This is a genomic window from Streptomyces sp. NRRL S-87 (assembly GCF_000719335.1).
Classification (GTDB): domain Bacteria; phylum Actinomycetota; class Actinomycetes; order Streptomycetales; family Streptomycetaceae; genus Streptomyces.
In genome coordinates this window covers 98,603-116,495 of sequence record NZ_JOGB01000019.1, presented here as the reverse complement: position 1 = coordinate 116,495, position 17,893 = coordinate 98,603, and the positions used below count along the sequence as shown (strand labels likewise).

General features: G+C 74.6%; 11 protein-coding genes and 1 tRNA gene. 1 reads left to right on the top strand and 11 read right to left on the bottom strand.

Annotation, left to right across the window (positions count from 1 at the left end; translation table 11 throughout):
- Positions 1 to 121 precede the first annotated feature (121 nt).
- Positions 122 to 1,987 carry a bifunctional 3'-5' exonuclease/DNA polymerase gene (locus IF43_RS0114365; protein WP_078910149.1) on the top strand — a complete coding sequence of 622 codons (1,866 nt, stop codon included), beginning with the start codon at positions 122 to 124 and terminating at the stop codon, positions 1,985 to 1,987.
- A 157-nt stretch (positions 1,988 to 2,144) separates the two neighbouring features.
- Here IF43_RS0114365 and IF43_RS0114360 read toward each other — a convergent pair whose 3' ends face one another.
- The 11 genes from IF43_RS0114360 to IF43_RS0114310 all read right to left on the bottom strand — a co-directional run bounded on the left by IF43_RS0114360 (position 2,145) and on the right by IF43_RS0114310 (position 17,877).
- A complete protein-coding gene (locus tag IF43_RS0114360) occupies positions 2,145 to 3,398 on the bottom strand; it encodes a hypothetical protein (RefSeq protein WP_030199627.1) in 1,254 nt (417 codons plus the stop codon).
- A 95-nt stretch (positions 3,399 to 3,493) separates the two neighbouring features.
- Positions 3,494 to 4,012: a SigE family RNA polymerase sigma factor gene (locus tag IF43_RS0114355; RefSeq protein ID WP_030199626.1), complete on the bottom strand. Its 519-nt coding sequence runs from the start codon at positions 4,010 to 4,012 to the stop codon at positions 3,494 to 3,496.
- Positions 4,013 to 4,159: 147 nt separating this feature from the next.
- A complete protein-coding gene (locus IF43_RS0114350; RefSeq protein ID WP_030199625.1) occupies positions 4,160 to 4,669 on the bottom strand; it encodes a GNAT family N-acetyltransferase in 510 nt (169 codons plus the stop codon).
- A gap of 129 nt (positions 4,670 to 4,798) precedes the next feature.
- Positions 4,799 to 4,875 (bottom strand) — tRNA-Thr (locus IF43_RS0114345).
- 93 nt (positions 4,876 to 4,968) lie between these two features.
- Positions 4,969 to 6,552 carry an alpha/beta hydrolase gene (locus IF43_RS0114340; protein ID WP_030199624.1) on the bottom strand — a complete coding sequence of 528 codons (1,584 nt, stop codon included), beginning with the start codon at positions 6,550 to 6,552 and terminating at the stop codon, positions 4,969 to 4,971.
- Positions 6,553 to 6,750: 198 nt separating this feature from the next.
- Positions 6,751 to 7,962 carry a DNA polymerase III subunit delta' gene (locus IF43_RS0114335; RefSeq protein WP_030199623.1) on the bottom strand — a complete coding sequence of 404 codons (1,212 nt, stop codon included), beginning with the start codon at positions 7,960 to 7,962 and terminating at the stop codon, positions 6,751 to 6,753.
- 479 nt (positions 7,963 to 8,441) lie between these two features.
- Positions 8,442 to 11,816: a dTMP kinase gene (tmk, locus tag IF43_RS0114330; protein ID WP_030199622.1), complete on the bottom strand. Its 3,375-nt coding sequence runs from the start codon at positions 11,814 to 11,816 to the stop codon at positions 8,442 to 8,444.
- A 239-nt stretch (positions 11,817 to 12,055) separates the two neighbouring features.
- Positions 12,056 to 14,902, bottom strand: coding sequence for a type I DNA topoisomerase (gene topA / locus IF43_RS0114325; RefSeq protein WP_030199619.1), 2,847 nt, complete (start codon positions 14,900 to 14,902; stop codon positions 12,056 to 12,058).
- 345 nt (positions 14,903 to 15,247) lie between these two features.
- The gene (locus tag IF43_RS0114320) at positions 15,248 to 15,445 is read right to left on the bottom strand and encodes a hypothetical protein (RefSeq protein ID WP_030199616.1); all 198 of its coding nucleotides are present in this window, start codon (positions 15,443 to 15,445) and stop codon (positions 15,248 to 15,250) included.
- A gap of 195 nt (positions 15,446 to 15,640) precedes the next feature.
- Complete coding sequence (locus tag IF43_RS0114315) at positions 15,641 to 17,218, bottom strand: methyltransferase (RefSeq protein WP_030199612.1); 1,578 nt, start codon at positions 17,216 to 17,218, stop codon at positions 15,641 to 15,643.
- A 92-nt stretch (positions 17,219 to 17,310) separates the two neighbouring features.
- Positions 17,311 to 17,877 carry a hypothetical protein gene (locus IF43_RS0114310; RefSeq protein ID WP_030199609.1) on the bottom strand — a complete coding sequence of 189 codons (567 nt, stop codon included), beginning with the start codon at positions 17,875 to 17,877 and terminating at the stop codon, positions 17,311 to 17,313.
- Positions 17,878 to 17,893 lie beyond the last annotated feature (16 nt).

The window sequence follows — 17,893 nt, the reverse complement described above, 5'->3', positions numbered from 1 at the left end:
CACTGTCCACAGCCTGTGGACAGTGGATCGACACCACACCACACACCACCCGCACCCGCACCCGCACCTGCACCCGCACCGGTGAACCAGGCGACCCGACCCAACTGCCCCCGCTGCCGGAATGCCCTCGCTGTCAGTCCCCGGTGGCACACTCGCACCCGTGAGCGAACGGTGGGCACTGGGCCCGGCCACGAACCGCACCAGGGACGAGGCCCGAACCAACGACGCGGCCGGAGACACCAACGAGGCCCGGAACACCGACGAGGCCGAAGGCGTCGCATACGTCCCCCTCACCCCCGACGGCCTCCCCGCCGCCCCCGTCCGGACCGCCCCGGACGCCGCCACCGCCGTACGCTCCGCCCCGCCCGGCACGCGCTGGGTCTGGCGGTCCACCGCCGAGGTGTACCCCCAGCTCCTCTCCGCCGGCGTACGCGTCGAGCGGTGCTACGACGTCGAGGACGCCGAACTCCTCCTCCTGGGCCACGAGGGCCGGTTCGGCGAGCCCCGCTCCGCGGCCGCCGCCTGGGCGCGGCTGCGCGGGGCGCCCGTACCCCCCGACCCGCCGCAGCGGGCAGCCACGCCCCAGTCGCAGTCGTCGCTGTTCGACCCGGCCTCCGCGGCCGCCCCGCCGCTGCCGTTCGAAGCCCTGCTGGAGGTGTACGCCGACCAGGTCCGCCGGCACGCGGCGACCGCCCGCCCGGAGCGGGTCCGGCTGTTGACCGCCGCCCAGTCCGCGGGCGCGCTGGTGGCGGCGGAGATGAACGCGGCGGGCATACCGTGGCGGGCCGACGTGCACCGGGCCGTGCTGACCGAGCTCCTCGGGGAGCGGTACGCGGGGCGGGGTGAGCCGCGCCGCCTCGCCGAGCTGGCCGACGAGGTGTCCCGCGCCTTCGGGCGCCGGGTCCGCCCCGACCTGCCCGCCGACGTGGTCAAGGCCTTCGCCGAGGCGGGTATCAAGCTCCGCTCCACCCGCCGGTGGGAGCTCCAGGAGGTCGACCACCCGGCCGTCGAGCCCCTGATCGCGTACAAGAAGCTGTACCGGATCTACACCGCGCACGGCTGGTCCTGGCTCCAGGACTGGGTGCACGACGGCCGCTTCCGGCCCGAGTTCGTACCCGGCGGCACGGTCACGGGCCGCTGGGTCACCAACGGCGGCGGCGCGCTGCAGATCCCCAAGGTGATCCGCCGGGCGGTGGTCGCGGACCCGGGTTGGCGGCTGGTGGTCGCCGACGCCGACCAGATGGAGCCCCGCGTGCTGGCGGCGATCTCCCGTGACCCGGGTCTGATGGAGGTGGCCGGGCAGCCGGGCGACCTGTACAAGGCCGTGTCCGACCGGGCGTTCTCCGGTGACCGCGAGATGGCCAAGCTCGCCGTGCTCGGCGCCGTGTACGGGCAGACCTCCGGCGACGGCCTCAAGAACCTGGCCGCGCTGCGCCGCCGCTTCCCGAGGGCGGTGGCGTACGTGGACGAGGCCGCGAAGGCCGGCGAGGAGGGCCGGCTCGTCCGGACCCACCTGGGGCGCACCTGCCCGCCCGCGGCCGGCTCCGACCCGGACGGGGCGGACGGGGCCGGCGGCGAGGCGGGCCTGCCGCAGTACGACCCGGCGGCGGTCGGCCCCGGTGACGACGGCACCGGCGGCAGCGACGGCAGCGGCCGGGGCCGGGACGGCTGGGGCCCGGGGTACGCCTCCTCCGACGCCCGGGCCCGGGGCCGGTTCACGCGCAACTTCGTGGTGCAGGGCAGCGCCGCCGACTGGGCGCTGCTGATGCTGGCTGCGCTGCGGCAGGCCACCGCCGGCCTGCGGGCGGAGCTCGTGTTCTTCCAGCACGACGAGGTGATGGTGCACTGCCCGGCGGAGGAGGCCGAGGAGGTGGCCCGGGCGATCCGCACGGCCGGCGACCTGGCCGGGCGGATCGCCTTCGGGGAGACCCCCGTGCGCTTCCCGTTCACGACGGCCGTCGTGGAGTGCTACGCGGACGCCAAGTGACCACGTAGCACCTCCGCAACCAGCCCTGCCGCCCCCGGCCGGCCCCTCCGGCCCGCCCGACCAGCCCATCCGGCCGCCCCACCAGCCAACCCCCTGACCAGCCCCTCCAGCCGGCCCCGCTGCAGGCCCCCGGCCCTGGACCGGCGCGCTTTCCCCGCTAACCCTGCCGCTTCCAGACCTCACTCAGCGCGACGGCCTTCAGCTGCTCCATCGTCAGCGCGGGCTCGGCCCGTGTCGCGGCCTTGTTCTGGGACCCGGCGTTGAAGGCCGAGACGACCACCCGCAGGCCGTCGGTGCGGATCGTGTCCACAGTCCACCAGACGACGCCCTGGCCGCCCTTCTCGCCCGGACGCTGCATGAGCCGGACCTTGGTGCCGTCGGCGAGCTGGCTCACCGACGAGTCGCCGGCCGGGAAGAGCTCCTGCTCCACGTCGCCCATGCGCGGCTGGACGTTGATCTGCACGAGCGAGCGGCCCTTGCCGTCGTCCACCACAGCGTAGGTGGCGTCGCCGTCGCCGCCCTTGTCCACCACGCGCAGCCCCTTGGGGAGCAGGGTCAGGAACGGCTCGCGGACGTGCAGCGCCCGTACGGGGTCGCCGCCCCCGGGGGCCGCGGGCGGCGCGTACAGGTCCCGCACCACGGGCGTCCACTTGGGCGAGGTGACCAGGGACTTCAGCTGGGCGGGGGTGAGCGGCGGCTTCGGCCGGGTGATCGGCGAGTCCTTCTCGGCGGCCGCGTTGTACTCGCTCGCGTCGACGACGTAGCCGTCCTTGGTCGTCAGGACGGCTCGCCAGTTCTTGGTCTCCACCCGGCGGTCGGGGTACTCGTACCCCTGGAAGACCATCAGCCGCGAGCCGCCGGGGAGCTTCTCCTCCGTGCAGGCGTCGAACTCGATGTCGTTCTTGCCCGGGCAGGCGGTCATGTCCGCGAGCGCCTGGCTGCCGGGGGTGAAGCGGTTGAAGGAGACCGACACGGCCGCCTTCCCCTTGCCGTCGTCGAACACCCCGGCCGCGTACGGGCCGGACTCGCGGGTGCCCCGGCCCCGGGTGTCCGTCAACCGGCCCGCGGGCAGCAGCTGCTTGAGGATCGCCACGAGCTGCTCGCCGCTGTACTTGCCCGAGCCGCCCGCGGGCCCCTTGTCACCGGCCGGGCCGGAGCCCTCGTCCACCGAGGGGGCCGCCGCCACGGAAGTGCGGTCGGTCCCGCCCCCGACCGTCCCGGCGGCGTACGCGCCCGCGCCGGCCACCACGGCGAAGCTCAGCACGCTCCCGGTGACCAGAGCGGCCCGCCGGCGCACCAGCCGGCGCCGGCCGTACCGCTCACCGCCCTCGATCAGATGGCTGTGCTGCTCGGCGGCGAAAGCGTCTCCGGTCTGGCGGAGGGCCTGCTCGAACTCGTCTTCGAAGGGCATGCGGAACCACACCTTCCTGGCGTGTTGGTGACGTCGTGTGAGGGAGTACGGGCGGGGCGGTACGGCAGGCGCGCGGTGGCGCCGACCCCTCGCCCTCAGCGCAGTGCGAACTCGCCCAGGCTCCCGCCGAGCTGCTCGCGCAGCCGGGACAGCGCGCGGGAGCAGCGGGTCCGGACGGCGGCGGAGCTCAGATTCATGGCCTGGGCGGTCTCCTCGATGCTGCGGTCCTCCCAGTAGCGGAGCACCACCACCGCGCGGTCCTTGGGCGCGAGCCGCCCGAGCGCGTCGAGCAGCGTGATCCGCAGCGCCGGATCGGCGGCCGGCGCCGCGGCGGTGTCCGCGCCCGGCAGTTCCCCGTGGGGACGCTCGGAGGAGGAGTAGCGGCGGCGGTGCGTGAGGTAGACGCGCACGAGGACGGTCTGGGCGTACGCGGCAGGGTTGTCGATCCGCCCGATCCGGCGGCCCCACAGCACGTACATGCGCCCCAGGGTCTCCTGCACGAGGTCCTCGGCGAGGTGCGTGTCGCCACTCGTGAGCAGGCAGGCCGAGCGGTACAGGTGCCCGGTGCGCGCCGCGGCGAACGCGCGGAACCCGTCCGTGCGGGACCGACCCATCCTTCTCCCCCGTCCCCGGCGCGCGCCGACTGCGCGCCCTCACTCCCTACGACGCGCCGAGCCCGCCGAAATGTTTCACCCCTCTTTTATTCGCCCCCAGTTGAGCCACGACCTCCTCCCCACCCACACGCACACCCGCCCCCGGAGTCAGTCGCCGAGCCCGTGGAAGTACACGTGGAACTCCTCCCGGACGAACCCCTCCGCCTCGTAAAGACCCTGCGCGACGTGGTTGTCGTACGCCGTCTCCAGCTGCACCCCGGCCACGCCGGCCGCCCGGGCCCGGTCGAGCGCGGCGCGCAGCAGGGCCCGCCCGGCGCCGGTGCGGCGGCCGGCGGGGGCGACGTACAGGTCGTACAGGACCCAGATCGGGCGCATCTCCAGGGAGGAGAAGGTGGGGTAGATCTGCGTGAAGCCCACGACGGTGCCGTCCGGGCGCTCGGCGAGCAGCACGATCGACTCGCCCTTGGCCATCCGCTCGGCGAGGTACGCCCGCGGCCGCCCGGGGTCGGCTACCGGCACCTCGTAGAACTCGAGGTACCCGAGGAAGAGCTCGCTCAGGACCCCCAGGTCCGCCGCCCCGGCCTCCCGCACCACGACCTCGCCCGGACCCGACTCCGGCCCACCGAGGGGACCGCTGCCACTGCTGTGATCGCTCATCGGATCACCCTAGGACGGTTCCTGGGGCCAGAGCCGCCCGCAGCCACCCCGCGAAGACCGAGAAACCCGCAAAGACCGCCGAAAACCCAAGAAACCCCAGCCCGGACGAGGTCCGTGCTGGGGTTTCGCTGGAGCCGCCTTCGGGATTCGAACCCGAGACCTACGCATTACGAGTGCGTTGCTCTGGCCAACTGAGCTAAGGCGGCACACCACCGATGGAGCCCTCCCGCGAGGGAGTGGTGCGCTACAGCGGCGACGGCAAGTCTACATGGTGATTCGGGATGCCCCGCACCAGCTCATCAGCAGCGTTTGCCGTCGGCCGGCGGGGTGCCTTCGAGAAGGTAGCGGTTGATCGCCGTGTCGATGCAGTCGCTGCCGCGCCCGTACGCCGTGTGGCCGTCGCCGTCGTACGTCAGGAGCGTGCCGGAGTCGAGCTGGGAGGCGAGCGCCTTCGCCCACTTGTAGGGGGTCGCCGGGTCCCGGACCGTGCCCACGACCACGATCGGCGCGGCTCCCTTCGCCTCCAGCCGGCGCGGCGTCCCGGTGGGCTCGACCGGCCAGTACGCGCAGTTCAGCGCGGCCCACGCCAGACCCGGGCCGAAGGTCGGCGAGGCCTTCCTGAAGGACGGCAGGGCGGCGGTCACGGCCTGCGGCCCGCTGAAGGCGGGCGGCAGGTCCAGGCAGTTGACGGCGGCGTTCGCGAACATCAGGTTCTGGTACGAGCCGTCCGGCTCCCGCTCGTAGTAGCTGTCGGCGAGGGCCAGCAGCCCCGCGCCGTCGCCGTTCTGCGCCTGCGCGATCGCCTCGCGCAGCTGGGGCCACGCGCTCTCGTCGTACATCGCGGCGATCACACCGGTGGTGGCGAGGGCCTCGCCGAGGGTGCGCTTCTCGCCCGTGGCCACGGGCTGGGCGTCGAGCTTCTTGAAGAAGTCCTGCAGGCGGCGCGCCTGGTCATCGGGGCCGCCGCTGCCGAGCGGGCAGTCGGCGTGCTTGGCGCAGTCCTTCGCGAAGGACCGGAACGCGGTCTCGAAGCCCTCCGTCTGGTCGCGGTTGAGCTCCAGGGCCGACCGGGTGGGGTCCATCGCGCCGTCGAGGACCAGGCGGCCGACACGGCTCGGGAACAGGTCGGCGTACGTGGCGCCCAGGAGGGTGCCGTACGAGGCTCCGACGTAGTTCAGCTTCCGGTCGCCCACCACCGCGCGCAGCAGGTCCATGTCGCGGGCCGCCTCGACGGTGGAGACGTGCGGGAGCACGGTGCCCGAGCGCCCCTCGCAGCCGGCCGCGAACCGCTTGAACGCCGCCACCAGCCTGCTCTGCTCCGCCTGGTCGTCCGGGGTCTGGTCGACCTGCGTGTACGCGTCCATCGCCGGCCCGTCCAGGCAGGTGACCGGCGCGCTGCGGGCCACGCCGCGCGGGTCGACGGCGACCATGTCGTACCGGGCCCGGACGGCCGCGGGGTAGCCGATGCCGGCGTAGCCCTGGAGGTAGGCGATCGCGGAGCCGCCGGGGCCGCCCGGGTTGACCAGCAGCGAGCCGAGGCGCTTGCCGGGGCCGGTGGCCTTCTTGCGCGCGACGGCGAGGGCGATGTCCTTGCCGCCCTGCGAGGCGGGGCGGTCGTAGTCCAGCGGGGCCTTGAGCGTGGCGCACTCGAACCCGGGCGCGCCGCAGGCCCGCCAGCTGAGCTTCTGCGCGTAGTACGGGGCCAGGGCGGCCGGGGTCGCCTCCGGGCGGGCCGACTCCCCCGTCTGCCCGGCCAGCCGGCCCGGGGCCGGGACGGAGGCGGCCGCCTCGGAGCCCGAGCCACCGGCCGTACAGCCGGAGACGAGCAGTCCGGCCGCCGCGATCAGGGTCCCGGTGGTACGCAGCACGCGCCTGGTGTCCATCCCCGGAGCCTAGCCTTCCGGCGCGCGACGGGTCCCTTACCGGCCCGTACGGGTGACGTGCGGGGCGAACCGACGACGGTCGCCCGCGGCGTGGCGGAGGGGGCCCGGCGCGTCCCCGCGGCGGCCGGGCCTCGGTGGCGACCGGGGTGTCGGTCGGAGTGTGAGCCGGGGGGGGCGGTCAGGGTGCCCGCGGGGGTGTCAGCCGGCGCGCAGGGCCATCGTCATCGCCTCCACCGCCAGCAGCGGGGCCACGTTCCGGTCGAGGGCGTCGCGGCAGGCGATGATCGCCTCGATCCGGCGCAGCGTGCGCTCCGGGCCGCCGGCGCGGGCCACCCGGTCGAGGTCCTCCCGCAGCTCCACGTTGGCCAGGGCCACACCCGAGCCGAGCTGGAGCGCGAGCACGTCCCGGTAGAACCCGGTGAGCTCGACGAGGGCGCTGTCGAGGCTGTCGCGCTGGGTCCGGGTGCGGCGGCGCTTCTGCCTGTCCTCCAGCTCCTTCATCACCCCGGCGGTGCCGCGCGGCATCCGCCCGCCGGTGCCGGCCGCGGCGCCGAGCGCGGCGCGCAGTTCCTCGGTCTCCTTGGCGTCGATCTCCTCGGCGACCTGCTTGGCGTCCTCGGAGGCCGCGTCGATCAGCTCCTGGGCGGCCTTGAGGCAGCCGCCCACGTCGTCGACCCGCATCGGCAGCCGCAGCACCGCCCGGCGCCGCTCACGGGCCCGCTCGTCGGTGGCCAGGCGGCGGGCCCGGCCGATGTGGCCCTGGGTGGCCCGGGCCGCGGCGGCGGCCACGTCGGGCTCGATCCCGTCCCGGCGCATGAGGACGTCGGCCACGGCCTGGACGGACGGGGTGCTCAGCGTCAGATGCCGGCAGCGGGACCGGATGGTGGGCAGCACGTCCTCCAGCGAGGGCGCGCAGAGCAGCCACACGGTGCGCGGGGCGGGCTCCTCCACGGCCTTGAGCAGGACGTTCCCGGCCCCCTCGGTCAGCCGGTCGGCGTCCTCCAGGACGATCACCTGCCAGCGGCCGACGGCGGGCGAGAGCTGGGCCCGGCGGACCAGGTCGCGGGTCTCCTTGACGCCGATGGAGAGCAGGTCGGTGCGGACGATCTCCACGTCGGCGTGGGTGCCGACGAGCGTGGTGTGGCAACCGTCGCAGAACCCGCAGCCGGGCTCCGCGCCGAGGGCCCGGTCGGGGCTGGTGCACTGCAGGGCGGCGGCGAAGGCCCGCGCGGCGGTGGCCCGCCCGGATCCGGGCGGGCCGGTGAAGAGCCAGGCGTGGGTCATCTTCGAGGCGGGCGGTGCGGGGTCGCCGGCCTCGGCAGCGGTCACGAGCGCGTCGGCGTCACGCGCGGCGGCGGCGAGCTGGGCCGTGACGCGTTCCTGGCCCACGAGGTCGTCCCATACGGGCATGGGGGCCTCCTTCCTGCCGCGCCGGTACCTCCCGCGCCGCCTCCCATTCTGTCCCCTCCCACCGACACCCCACCGCCGGCGCCCCCTGCCACCCCGCAGTACGTCCAGCTCCGCCGGTGTTCGAGACTCGGGATCACCCGCCCACGAGGTCGCCCCTCCAGCCCCGCCGACAGCCCACGCTCAAGGGCCCCCCACCCGACCTCGCCGGCGTCCGAAGCCCAGGACCACGACCCGGCCTCACCGACGTCCGAAGCCCAGGACCACGACCCAACCTCACCGACGTCCGAAGCCCAGGACCACGACCCAACCTCACCGACGTCCGAAGCCCAGTGAGGCGCGGGGTCTGGGGCGGAGCCCCAGGAGGGCCGGCGCGCAGCGCCCGGCCCGGGACCGGGGCGGAGCCCCGGGGAGCGGCGTCCGTGGTCGCAAACCACGGTTGCGGGAAGGGGCGGGGAGGGGCGATCAAACCCCCGAGAGCCTCAGCGGCGCCGACCCCGCCCGCCCTCCGGGTCGTCCCCCTCGTCTCCGGCCCCACGCGGCCCGAGCAGCTCGTCGGCCAGCGTCGGCAGGTCGTCCAGCGGAGTCTCCTCCGCCCACGCCGGCCGCGGCCGGCCGGCCCGCCCGGAAGCGTCCGGAACCGGCAGCTCCGCCGTACGGTCGTTCCCGCCAGCCGCCGGGGCCTCGTCACGGAAGATGCCCGGCGGCACCCGGTCCACGGGGGCCTCCGCCGACCCGCCGGTCGCCCAGCGGTCCTCCCGCACGGGCGGCAGCTTGGCCGTCTCGGCCACGTCGCGGTCGTCCCGCACCGGCGGGAGCACCGCGGTCTCCGCCACGTCGCGGTCGTCCCGCACCGGCGGGAGCACCGCGGTCTCCGCCACCGCGGTCTCCGCCGCGTCCCGGTCGTCCCGCACCGGCGGCAGCACCGCGGTCTCCGCCGCGTCGGGCCGGGCTCCGAGCTCCTGCGGGGCCGGAACGGTCTGGGTGACCTCTTCCGAGCCGACGACGGGCGTCTCGACCGTGACCGCCTCGGAGGGCTCCACCGGCTCCTTCCGCAGCGGGACCTTCCTCGCGGCGGACACCCCACCCGAATCCCGCACCGCACCCGAATCCCGCACCGCACCGGAATCCCGCACCGCCCCGGCCGAAGCCGCGTCCGAAGCCGCAGCCGAAGCCGCAGCCACCGCCGCCGCGGCCGCCTCCGCCTGCCGGCGGGCCTCCTCGGCCGCCAGCAGGGCCTCCTCCGCGCGCCGCTGCTTCTCCCGACGCCGCTCCTCGGCCTCGGCCCGCAGCCGGGCCTCCTCCTCGGCCTGCCGCCGCAGCCGCTCGGCCTCGGCCGCACGGGCCTTCTCCTCCGCCTCGCGGCGGGCCTGCTCCTCGGCGGCGACCCGGCGCGCCTCGGCCTCCGCCGCCCGACGGGCGGCCTCCGCCTCCGCGGCCCGACGGGCCGCCTCCTCAGCGGCGATCTTGCGGGCGGCCTCCGCGGCGGCCGCGGCCTCAGCGGCCAGCCGTGCCTTCTCGGCCTCCTCGGCAGCCTTGCGCGCGGCAGCCTCCTCGGCGGCCTTCCGCGCCGCCTCCGCCTCCGCGGCCTTGCGGGCGGCCTCTTCCTCCGCGGCCCTGCGCGCCTCTTCCTCGGCGGCCTTGCGCGCGGCCTCCTCGGCGGCCTTCCTGGCCTCCTCGGCCGCCCGGCGGGCCTCCTCCCGCGCCTGGATCTCCGCTTCCGACAGCGGCAGCATCCGGTCCAGCCGGTGCCGTACGACCGTGGTCACGGACTCCGGGTCCTGGCCCGCGTCCACGACGAGGTAGCGCCCGGGATCCGCCGCGGCGAGGGTCAGGAAGCCGGCCCGTACCCGCTGGTGGAACTCCTCCGGCTCCGACTCCAGCCGGTCCGGCGCCTCCGTGAAGCGCTCACGCGCGGTCTGCGGGGAGACGTCGAGCAGCACGGTCAGGTTCGGGACCAGGCCGCCGGTCGCCCAGCGCGAGATCCGCGCGATCTCCACCGGGGACAGGTCCCGGCCGGCGCCCTGGTAGGCCACCGAGGAGTCGATGTAGCGGTCCGTGATGACCACCGCGCCGCGCTCCAGCGCCGGGCGGACCACCGTGTCCACGTGCTCGGCCCGGTCGGCCGCGTACATCAGCGCCTCGGCCCGGTGCGAGAGCCCGGCGGACGACACGTCCAGCAGGATCGAGCGCAGCCGCTTGCCGACCGGCGTGGCGCCCGGCTCGCGCGTGACGACCACCTCGTGGCCCTTGCTGCGGATCCACTCCGTCAGCGCCTGCACCTGGGTGGACTTGCCGGCCCCGTCGCCGCCCTCCAGGGCGATGAAGAAGCCGCTGCCGGACGGCGCCTGGGCCGGCTCACCGCCCAGCAGGGCCTCCTTGACGTCCCGCCGCAGCGGCACGCCCGACCGGTCGTCGACCCGGGTCAGCACGATCACCGCGACCGGCAGCAGCAGCGCACCGACCAGCATCAGGCCGAAGGCGGCACCGCCGTGCGCGAACACGAAGGAGCCGCCGCCCAGCCGGTGCGGCCCTATGGCCGCGGCGAAGAGGGGGGCGCCGAGCGCCCCGAGGGCCACGGCGATCCGTACGACGGCGTGCAGGTGGGCGGTGACGCGGCCGCGCCGGAACTCCTCGGTCTCCTGGTCGAGCAGGATGTGGCCGGTGTTCGCCGCCACGCCCGCGCCCGTGCCGGCGCACAGCGCCAGGAAGAAGACGGTGGCGGTGTCCGCGACCAGGCCCATCACCAGCAGCGCGAAGCCGGTCAGCGCTATCGCCAGCGCCAGCAGGCGGCGCCGCGACAGGGTGGCCAGCACCCGGCCGGTCTGGCTGGCCCGGATGCCGACGACGGTGCCGCCGGTCAGGGCGAGCACCTGGAGCGCGTAGGCGGCGGTGCCCCCGCCGAGGTCGTCGGAGTGCAGCACGGCGAGCGCGACGGCGCACGAGACGGCACCGGCGACGGCGGCACTGGCCAGCACGAGCAGCGGGATCGCGCCGGTCCGGCCCTTCTCCGGGCGTTCCGCGAACGTCGGCGGGCGCAGCCCCTCCAGCGGGGAGCGCGGGCGCGGGGTCTTCACGACGGGCAGGACCAGCGGTACGAGCAGCGAGACGGACGCGGCGAACAGGCCGGCCGCGACGTACGAGCCGAGGGCGGCGGGGTTGTCCGCGAACCACTGCACCCCGACCCCGAGGGCCCGGCCGACCAGGCCGGCCACGACCAGCGCGGCGGCGGCGACGGGCAGGCACACGAAGCTCGTGCGCAGCGAGAGCCGGCGCAGGGCGTCGAGGTGGTCGGGCAGCGGCCGCACGGTCGCGCCCTCCGGCGGCGGGGCCGGCAGCAGCGCCGGGGCGGCGCTCTCCTTGGCCAGCGTCCACAGGCGCTCGGCCAGCCCCGCGACGAAGACCGTGGCCAGCAGGACCGTCAGGGCCTGGTTCGGGGCCCAGACCCGCCACAGCGGGGCGACGACGAACAGTGCGATCCGCAGGCCGTCGGCCCCGATCATGGTCCAACGGCGGTCGAGCCGGCCGCCGGGGGCGGTCAGCTTGGCGAGCGGGCCCAGCAGCGCGGCGCCGAAGAGCAGGGTGGCGAAGATCCGTACGCCGAACACCGCGGCGACCGCGAGGGCCGCTCCCCGGTAGCCGCCGCCGAAGGAGTCCTCCATGACGGCCGCCTGGAAGGCGAGCAGGACGAGCACCAGCAGCGCGAGGGCGTCGCCGATACCGCTGACCAGCTGCGCGCTCCAGAGCCGGCGCAGCGGCGGAGTGCGCAGCAGGGAGCGCACCGCGCGCTCGCGGGAGTCGGCGGCGAGGGCTTCGTCGTAGGCGGGCACGACCGTTGGCTGCTCGGTTCGCGTCATCCGCCCAGCCTATCCGCTGCACTCGGCTGTCCGCCCTTCCCTGTGGATGCCCGGGGCCCCCGGGGATCCACAGGGAAGGGGGCCGCGTCCGCAGGTCCGACCCGGGTCCGCAGGCAGCCGGTCCAGGGCCCGCGCCCGGCCGTGATCCGCCGGACACCCCCAGCCGGTCCCGGCCCCGCGGGAACGACGAGGGCCCCGGGAGCCGGGCGGCTCTCGGGGCCCTCGTTCCGCCGGAGCGGTTACTCGTCCGTCGACGGGGTCGCGGCGGTCTTCCTCGCCGCGGTCGTCTTCTTCGCCGTCGTCTTCTTGGCCGCCGTCGTCGTCTTCTTGGCGGCGGTCTTCTTGGCCGCCGTCGTCTTCGCCGCCGCCGTCTTGGCGGTGGTCGCCTTCTTCGCGGGGGCCTTCTTCGCCGGCGCCTTCTTCGCGGGCCCCTTCGCCCGCTTCTCCGCGAGCAGCTCGAAGCCGCGCTCCGGCGTGATCGTCTCGACGTCGTCGTCGCGCCGCAGTGTGGCGTTCGTCTCGCCGTCCGTGACGTACGGGCCGAAGCGGCCGTCCTTGACGACCACCGGCTTCTCGCTGACCGGGTCGACGCCCAGCTCCTTCAGCGGCGGCTTGGCCGCCGCCCGCCCGCGCTGCTTCGGCTGGGCGTAGATCGCCAGCGCCTCGTCGAGCGTGATCGTGAAGAGCTGGTCCTCGGTCTCCAGGGACCGCGAGTCCGTGCCCTTCTTGAGGTACGGGCCGTAGCGGCCGTTCTGAGCGGTGATCTCCACGCCCTCCGCGTCCGCGCCCACCACGCGCGGCAGCGACATCAGCTTGAGGGCCTCGTCGAGCGTGACGGTGTCGAGCGACATGGACTTGAAGAGCGAGGCCGTCCGCGGCTTGACCGCGTTCTTGCCCGTCTTCGGGGTGCCCTCGGGCAGGATCTCGGTCACGTACGGGCCGTAGCGGCCGTCCTTGGCCACGATCTCGTGCCCCGTCTCCGGGTCCTTGCCCAGCGGGAACTCGCCGCTCGGCTTGGAGAAGAGGTGCTCGGCGTACTCGACGGTCAGCTCGTCGGGCGCGAGGTCGTCGGGCACGTCGGCCCGCTGGTGGCCCTCCGCGTCCTTCTCACCGCGCTCGACGTACGGCCCGTAGCGGCCCACCCGCAGCACGATGCCCTCGCCGACCGGGAAGGAGGAGATCTCCCGGGCGTCGATCGCGCCGAGGTCCGTGACCAGCTCCTTCAGGCCGCCCAGGTGGTCGCCGTCGCCGTTGCCGGCCTCGGCGGCGCCGCCCGCGCCCTCACCGGAGCCCTCGCCGAAGTAGAAACGCTTCAGCCACGGCACGGACTGCGCCTCGCCCCGCGCGATGCGGTCGAGGTCGTCCTCCATCTTGGCGGTGAAGTCGTAGTCGACCAGCCGGCCGAAGTGCTTCTCCAGCAGGTTGACCACGGCGAACGACAGGAAGGACGGCACCAGGGCCGTGCCCTTCTTGAAGACGTAGCCGCGGTCCAGGATGGTGCCGATGATCGACGCGTACGTCGACGGGCGCCCGATCTCGCGCTCCTCGAGCTCCTTGACCAGCGAGGCCTCGGTGTAGCGGGCCGGCGGCTTGGTCGCGTGGCCGTCCGCGGTGATCGACTCGGCGGCCAGCGCGTCGCCCTCGGCGACCTGCGGCAGCCGACGCTCGCGGTCGTCGAGCTCGGCGTTCGGGTCGTCGGCGCCCTCGACGTAGGCCTTCATGAAGCCGTGGAAGGTGATCGTCTTGCCGGAGGCCGTGAACTCGGCGTCCCGGCCGTCGGAGGCCCGGCCACCGATCCGCACGGTGACGGAGTTGCCGGTCGCGTCCTTCATCTGGGAGGCGACGGTCCGCTTCCAGATCAGCTCGTAGAGGCGGAACTGGTCGCCGGTCAGACCGGTCTCGGCCGGGGTGCGGAAACGATCACCCGAGGGGCGGATCGCCTCGTGCGCCTCCTGCGCGTTCTTGACCTTCCCGGCGTAGACCCGCGGCTTCTCCGGCAGGTAGTCGGCGCCGTACAGCTGCGTGACCTGGGCCCGGGCGGCGGCGACGGCCGTCTCGGACAGGACCGTGGAGTCGGTACGCATGTAGGTGATGAAGCCGTTCTCGTACAGCTTCTGCGCCACCTGCATGCAGGCCTTGGCACCCAGGCCCAGCTTGCGCGAGGCCTCCTGCTGGAGCGTGGTCGTCCGGAACGGGGCGTACGGCGACCGGCGGTACGGCTTGGACTCGACCGAGCGGACCGCGAAGGACGTGTCGGCGAGGGCGGCCGCCAGGGCACGCGCGTTCGCCTCGTCCAGGTGCAGCACGTCCGCGCCCTTGAGCTGGCCGTTCGGGCCGAAGTCGCGGCCCTGCGCCACGCGCCGGCCGTCGACCGTGTTCAGGCGCGCGACCAGCGAGGACGGGTCGCTCGGGTCACCGGCGCGGCCGGTGGAGAAGGTGCCGGTGAGGTCCCAGTACTCGGCGGAGCGGAAGGCGATGCGCTCGCGCTCGCGCTCGACGACGAGGCGGGTGGCGACGGACTGGACGCGGCCGGCCGACAGCCGCGGCATGACCTTCTTCCACAGGACCGGCGAGACCTCGTAGCCGTAGAGGCGGTCGAGGATGCGGCGGGTCTCCTGGGCGTCGACCATGCGCTGGTTCAGCTCGCGCGGGTTGGCGACGGCGTCCCGGATCGCGTCCTTGGTGATCTCGTGGAAGACCATCCGGTGGACGGGGACCTTGGGCTTGAGGACTTCCTGGAGGTGCCACGCGATGGCCTCGCCCTCGCGGTCCTCATCGGTGGCGAGGAAGAGCTCGTCGGACTCTGCCAGCAGCTCCTTGAGCTTCCTGACCTGGGCCTTCTTGTCGGCGTTGACGACGTAGATCGGCTGGAAGTCGTGCTCGACGTCCACGCCGAGGCGACGGACCTCGCCCGTGTACTTCTCGGGCACCTCCGCCGCGCCGTTCGGGAGGTCGCGGATGTGCCCGACGCTCGCCTCGACGACATAGCCGGGGCCGAGGTAGCCCTTGATCGTCTTCGCCTTCGCAGGAGACTCGACGATGACGAGTCGGCGGCCGCCCTTTGCGGTCTCGCTAGTCGGGGACAACTTGGCTCTTCTCTCCGGTCGGCACTCGGTCGCAGTACGGCGACGCTGCGGAGTGTGACGGTACAACCCGCCCCCGTGTCAAACAGCGGAAGCCCGCAACGGCCACTCGAACGGTAACCCGACTAGTGCCCTTCCTGCCGCCCGGATGCCGCCGCATCCTCCCGGAGTGCCCGATCCGGGGACCGCCCGGCGGCCACCAGGCGGCCATCCGGCCGCTGCCCGCGCGTCGCCCCCCGGACGCCTGCCGGTCCCTGGTAGGAGCCCCGGCCGGGCCCGCGTACGGGCAGCTGGCCGCCCGGCGCCGGACGGCCCGCGCCCCCGCCCGGGGACGCCGGCGGGCCGCTCTCAGATATGCGCGAAGCACCACACGCCGAGCGCCAGGAACACCGCTCCGGCCAGGACGGCCAGCGGGACCGCCACTGCGGGGCGCACCCCTTCGGCGACCGGCGCGCGGTGCATCACGCGCGCTCCCGTCCAGAGCAGCATCGCGGCCCCGAACACCGTGAACACCGCTCCGGCGAAGATCGCTGGTCCACTCTCCATGCCGCTCCCCCTTCCCCTGCGGGGAGCCTGGCACTCCCGGGGGTACGGCACGCGAACCCCGGGTGAACGGGGCGCGTACCGCCGCCCCGGCCCCGAGACGTACCGCCGGAGACCCCCGGGACGCACCGCCGCGGGGACCCCGACCCTCGCGGACCCGACCCTCGCGGCCGACACCCAGGGGTGCCCCGCGCGGCGTCAGCGGTCCGCGGGCTCGAGGAAGCCCTGCTCGACGAGCAGCCGGATCGCGTCCGGCGTCCGGTCCCGCAGCACGACGGGGTCCTGCTGCATCAGCTGCGCGATCGCGTCCAGGATCCGCCCCGCGGTCAGCGAGCCGTCGCACACGCCCGCGAAACCCGCTCCGACCGTGTCGACCTTGGTGGCGCGCCGCATGCCGCGGTTCTGCCGGAGCACCACGTGCTCGGGGTCTTCGGCGCCCGGCAGGCCCACCTGTTCCTGGACCACTTCCTCGACGATCCGGAAGCGTCCCTCCAGCAGCGCCGCGTCGTCGTGCTCCCGCAGGTAGTCCTGGCGCGCGAAGTGGGCGCGCACGGTGTCGCCGAGCGGCTGCTCGACCGGGTGCGGCCACTCCTCGACCACGATCGAGGGGCGCTCGGCGTCCGTACGGCGCAGGGTGATCCAGCCGAAGCCGACGGCCTTGGTCTTGCGGGCCTCGAACTCCTCGAGCCACTGGGCGTACCGCCGCTCGTAGGCGGTCGGGTCGTCCCGGTGGTCGCCCGCGTCGCGCAGCCACAGCTCGGCGTACTGGGTGACGTCCTGCACCTCGCGCTGCACGATCCACGCGTCACAGCCGCGCGGGACCCAGGAACGCAGCCGGTCGTGCCAGTCCTCGCCCTCCACGTGCTGCCAGTTGGCCAGAAACTGTGCATAGCCGCCGGGGTTCAGATGGGCGCCGGCCTGCTGCACGAGGGTGCGGCAGAGGTCGTCGCCCCCCATCCCGCCGTCCCGGTAGGTGAGCCGGGCCCCCGGGGAGATCACGAACGGCGGATTGGACACGATCAGGTCGTACGTCGTGTCCCCGACCGGCTCGAACAGCGATCCCACCAGCAGTTCGGCGGCCGGGGCCGCGGACAGCGCGAGGGTCAGCCGGGTGAAGTCGAGGGCCCGCGGGTTGACGTCGGTGGCCGTCACGCGGGTGGCGTGCTGCGAGGCGTGCAGCGCCTGGATGCCCGATCCGGTGCCCAGGTCGAGGGCCGAACCGACCGGGGTCCGCACGGTGATTCCGGCCAACGTGGTGGACGCTCCGCCGACGCCGAGGACCACGCCCTCCTCACGGCTGCCGATGCCGCCGGCGCCGCCGACCGCGCAGCCGAGGTCGGAGACGATGAACCAGTCCTCGCCGTCGGGACCGCCGTACGGGCGGACGTCGACCCGGGCCCGCACGGAGCCCTCCCCGGGCGCGTCCCCGGGCGCGTCCCCGCCCGCAGTGCCTTCCACCGGGCCGTCGCCCACCGCACCGGCACCGGCGGGCACGCGCTCCAGCCAGCCGTCGGCCAACGCGTCCTCCAGCGGCAGGGCGGCCGCGGCGGCCGACACCGGGACGGCGTGCTGGAGCAGGAACAGCCGGGTGAGCGTGGCGAGCGGGCCGTCCCCGCGGGTGGCGCGCACGGCCGGCACCGTCTCGGCGCGGGCCAGGGCGGCGTACGCGGGCGCGCCGAGCAGGTCGAGCAGCCCGTCCGCGGTGAATCCGGCGGCGAGCAGGGCCGCGCGGAGCGGGGCGGCGCGATCGGGCGAGGGCAGGCTGGTGGTACTCACCCGCCCATTGTGGCCGCTCCCGCCGACAATCCGTGCGACCGGCCGCTCCCGGCCGGAGCGGCGCACGTCCGGCCCGGGGCGCCGCGCGGGTGTCAGCTCGTCGCCGGGGCCGGCGGCTCGGTGCGCTGGCAGCTCTTCTGGTTCTTCATCGCCTTGCCCAGCTCGCCGGACTGAAGCTTCGTCAGCGCGTCGTTGCCGCTCTTGCTCAGCTTGTCGAGCTCGGCGGCGATGCCCTTGAGCCCGTCCGCGAAGGCGGCCTGGTCCTTGGCGTCGAGGCCGTCGACGCGCTTCTTGAGGTTCGCGTAGGACGTGGCGATGCCGTTGAGCTCGGCGACCGCGTCGTCCTGGGTCTTCTGGCCGTCCTTGACCGGCGGGGTGCCGGAGTTCGCGACTCCGTTCGCCATGGCCTTGTAGGCGTCGGACATCTGCTGGAAGGCCGTCGAGTCCGTCTTCTGGACCACGTCCGCCTTGCTCTGGTCCGTGGCCTCCTTCTGGATCGAGGTGTTGGCGTCCACGATCTTCTTGACCTGCGGCTGCACCTGGTCGCAGACCTTCTTGGCCCAGTCGTTGACCTTCTTCTCGTCGTCGTCCCCGCAGCCGGACAGCACGAGTACCAGCACCGCGCTGCCGGACAGCGCCGTCGCAAGCTTCTTGTTCACCGGATCGGTCCCTTCC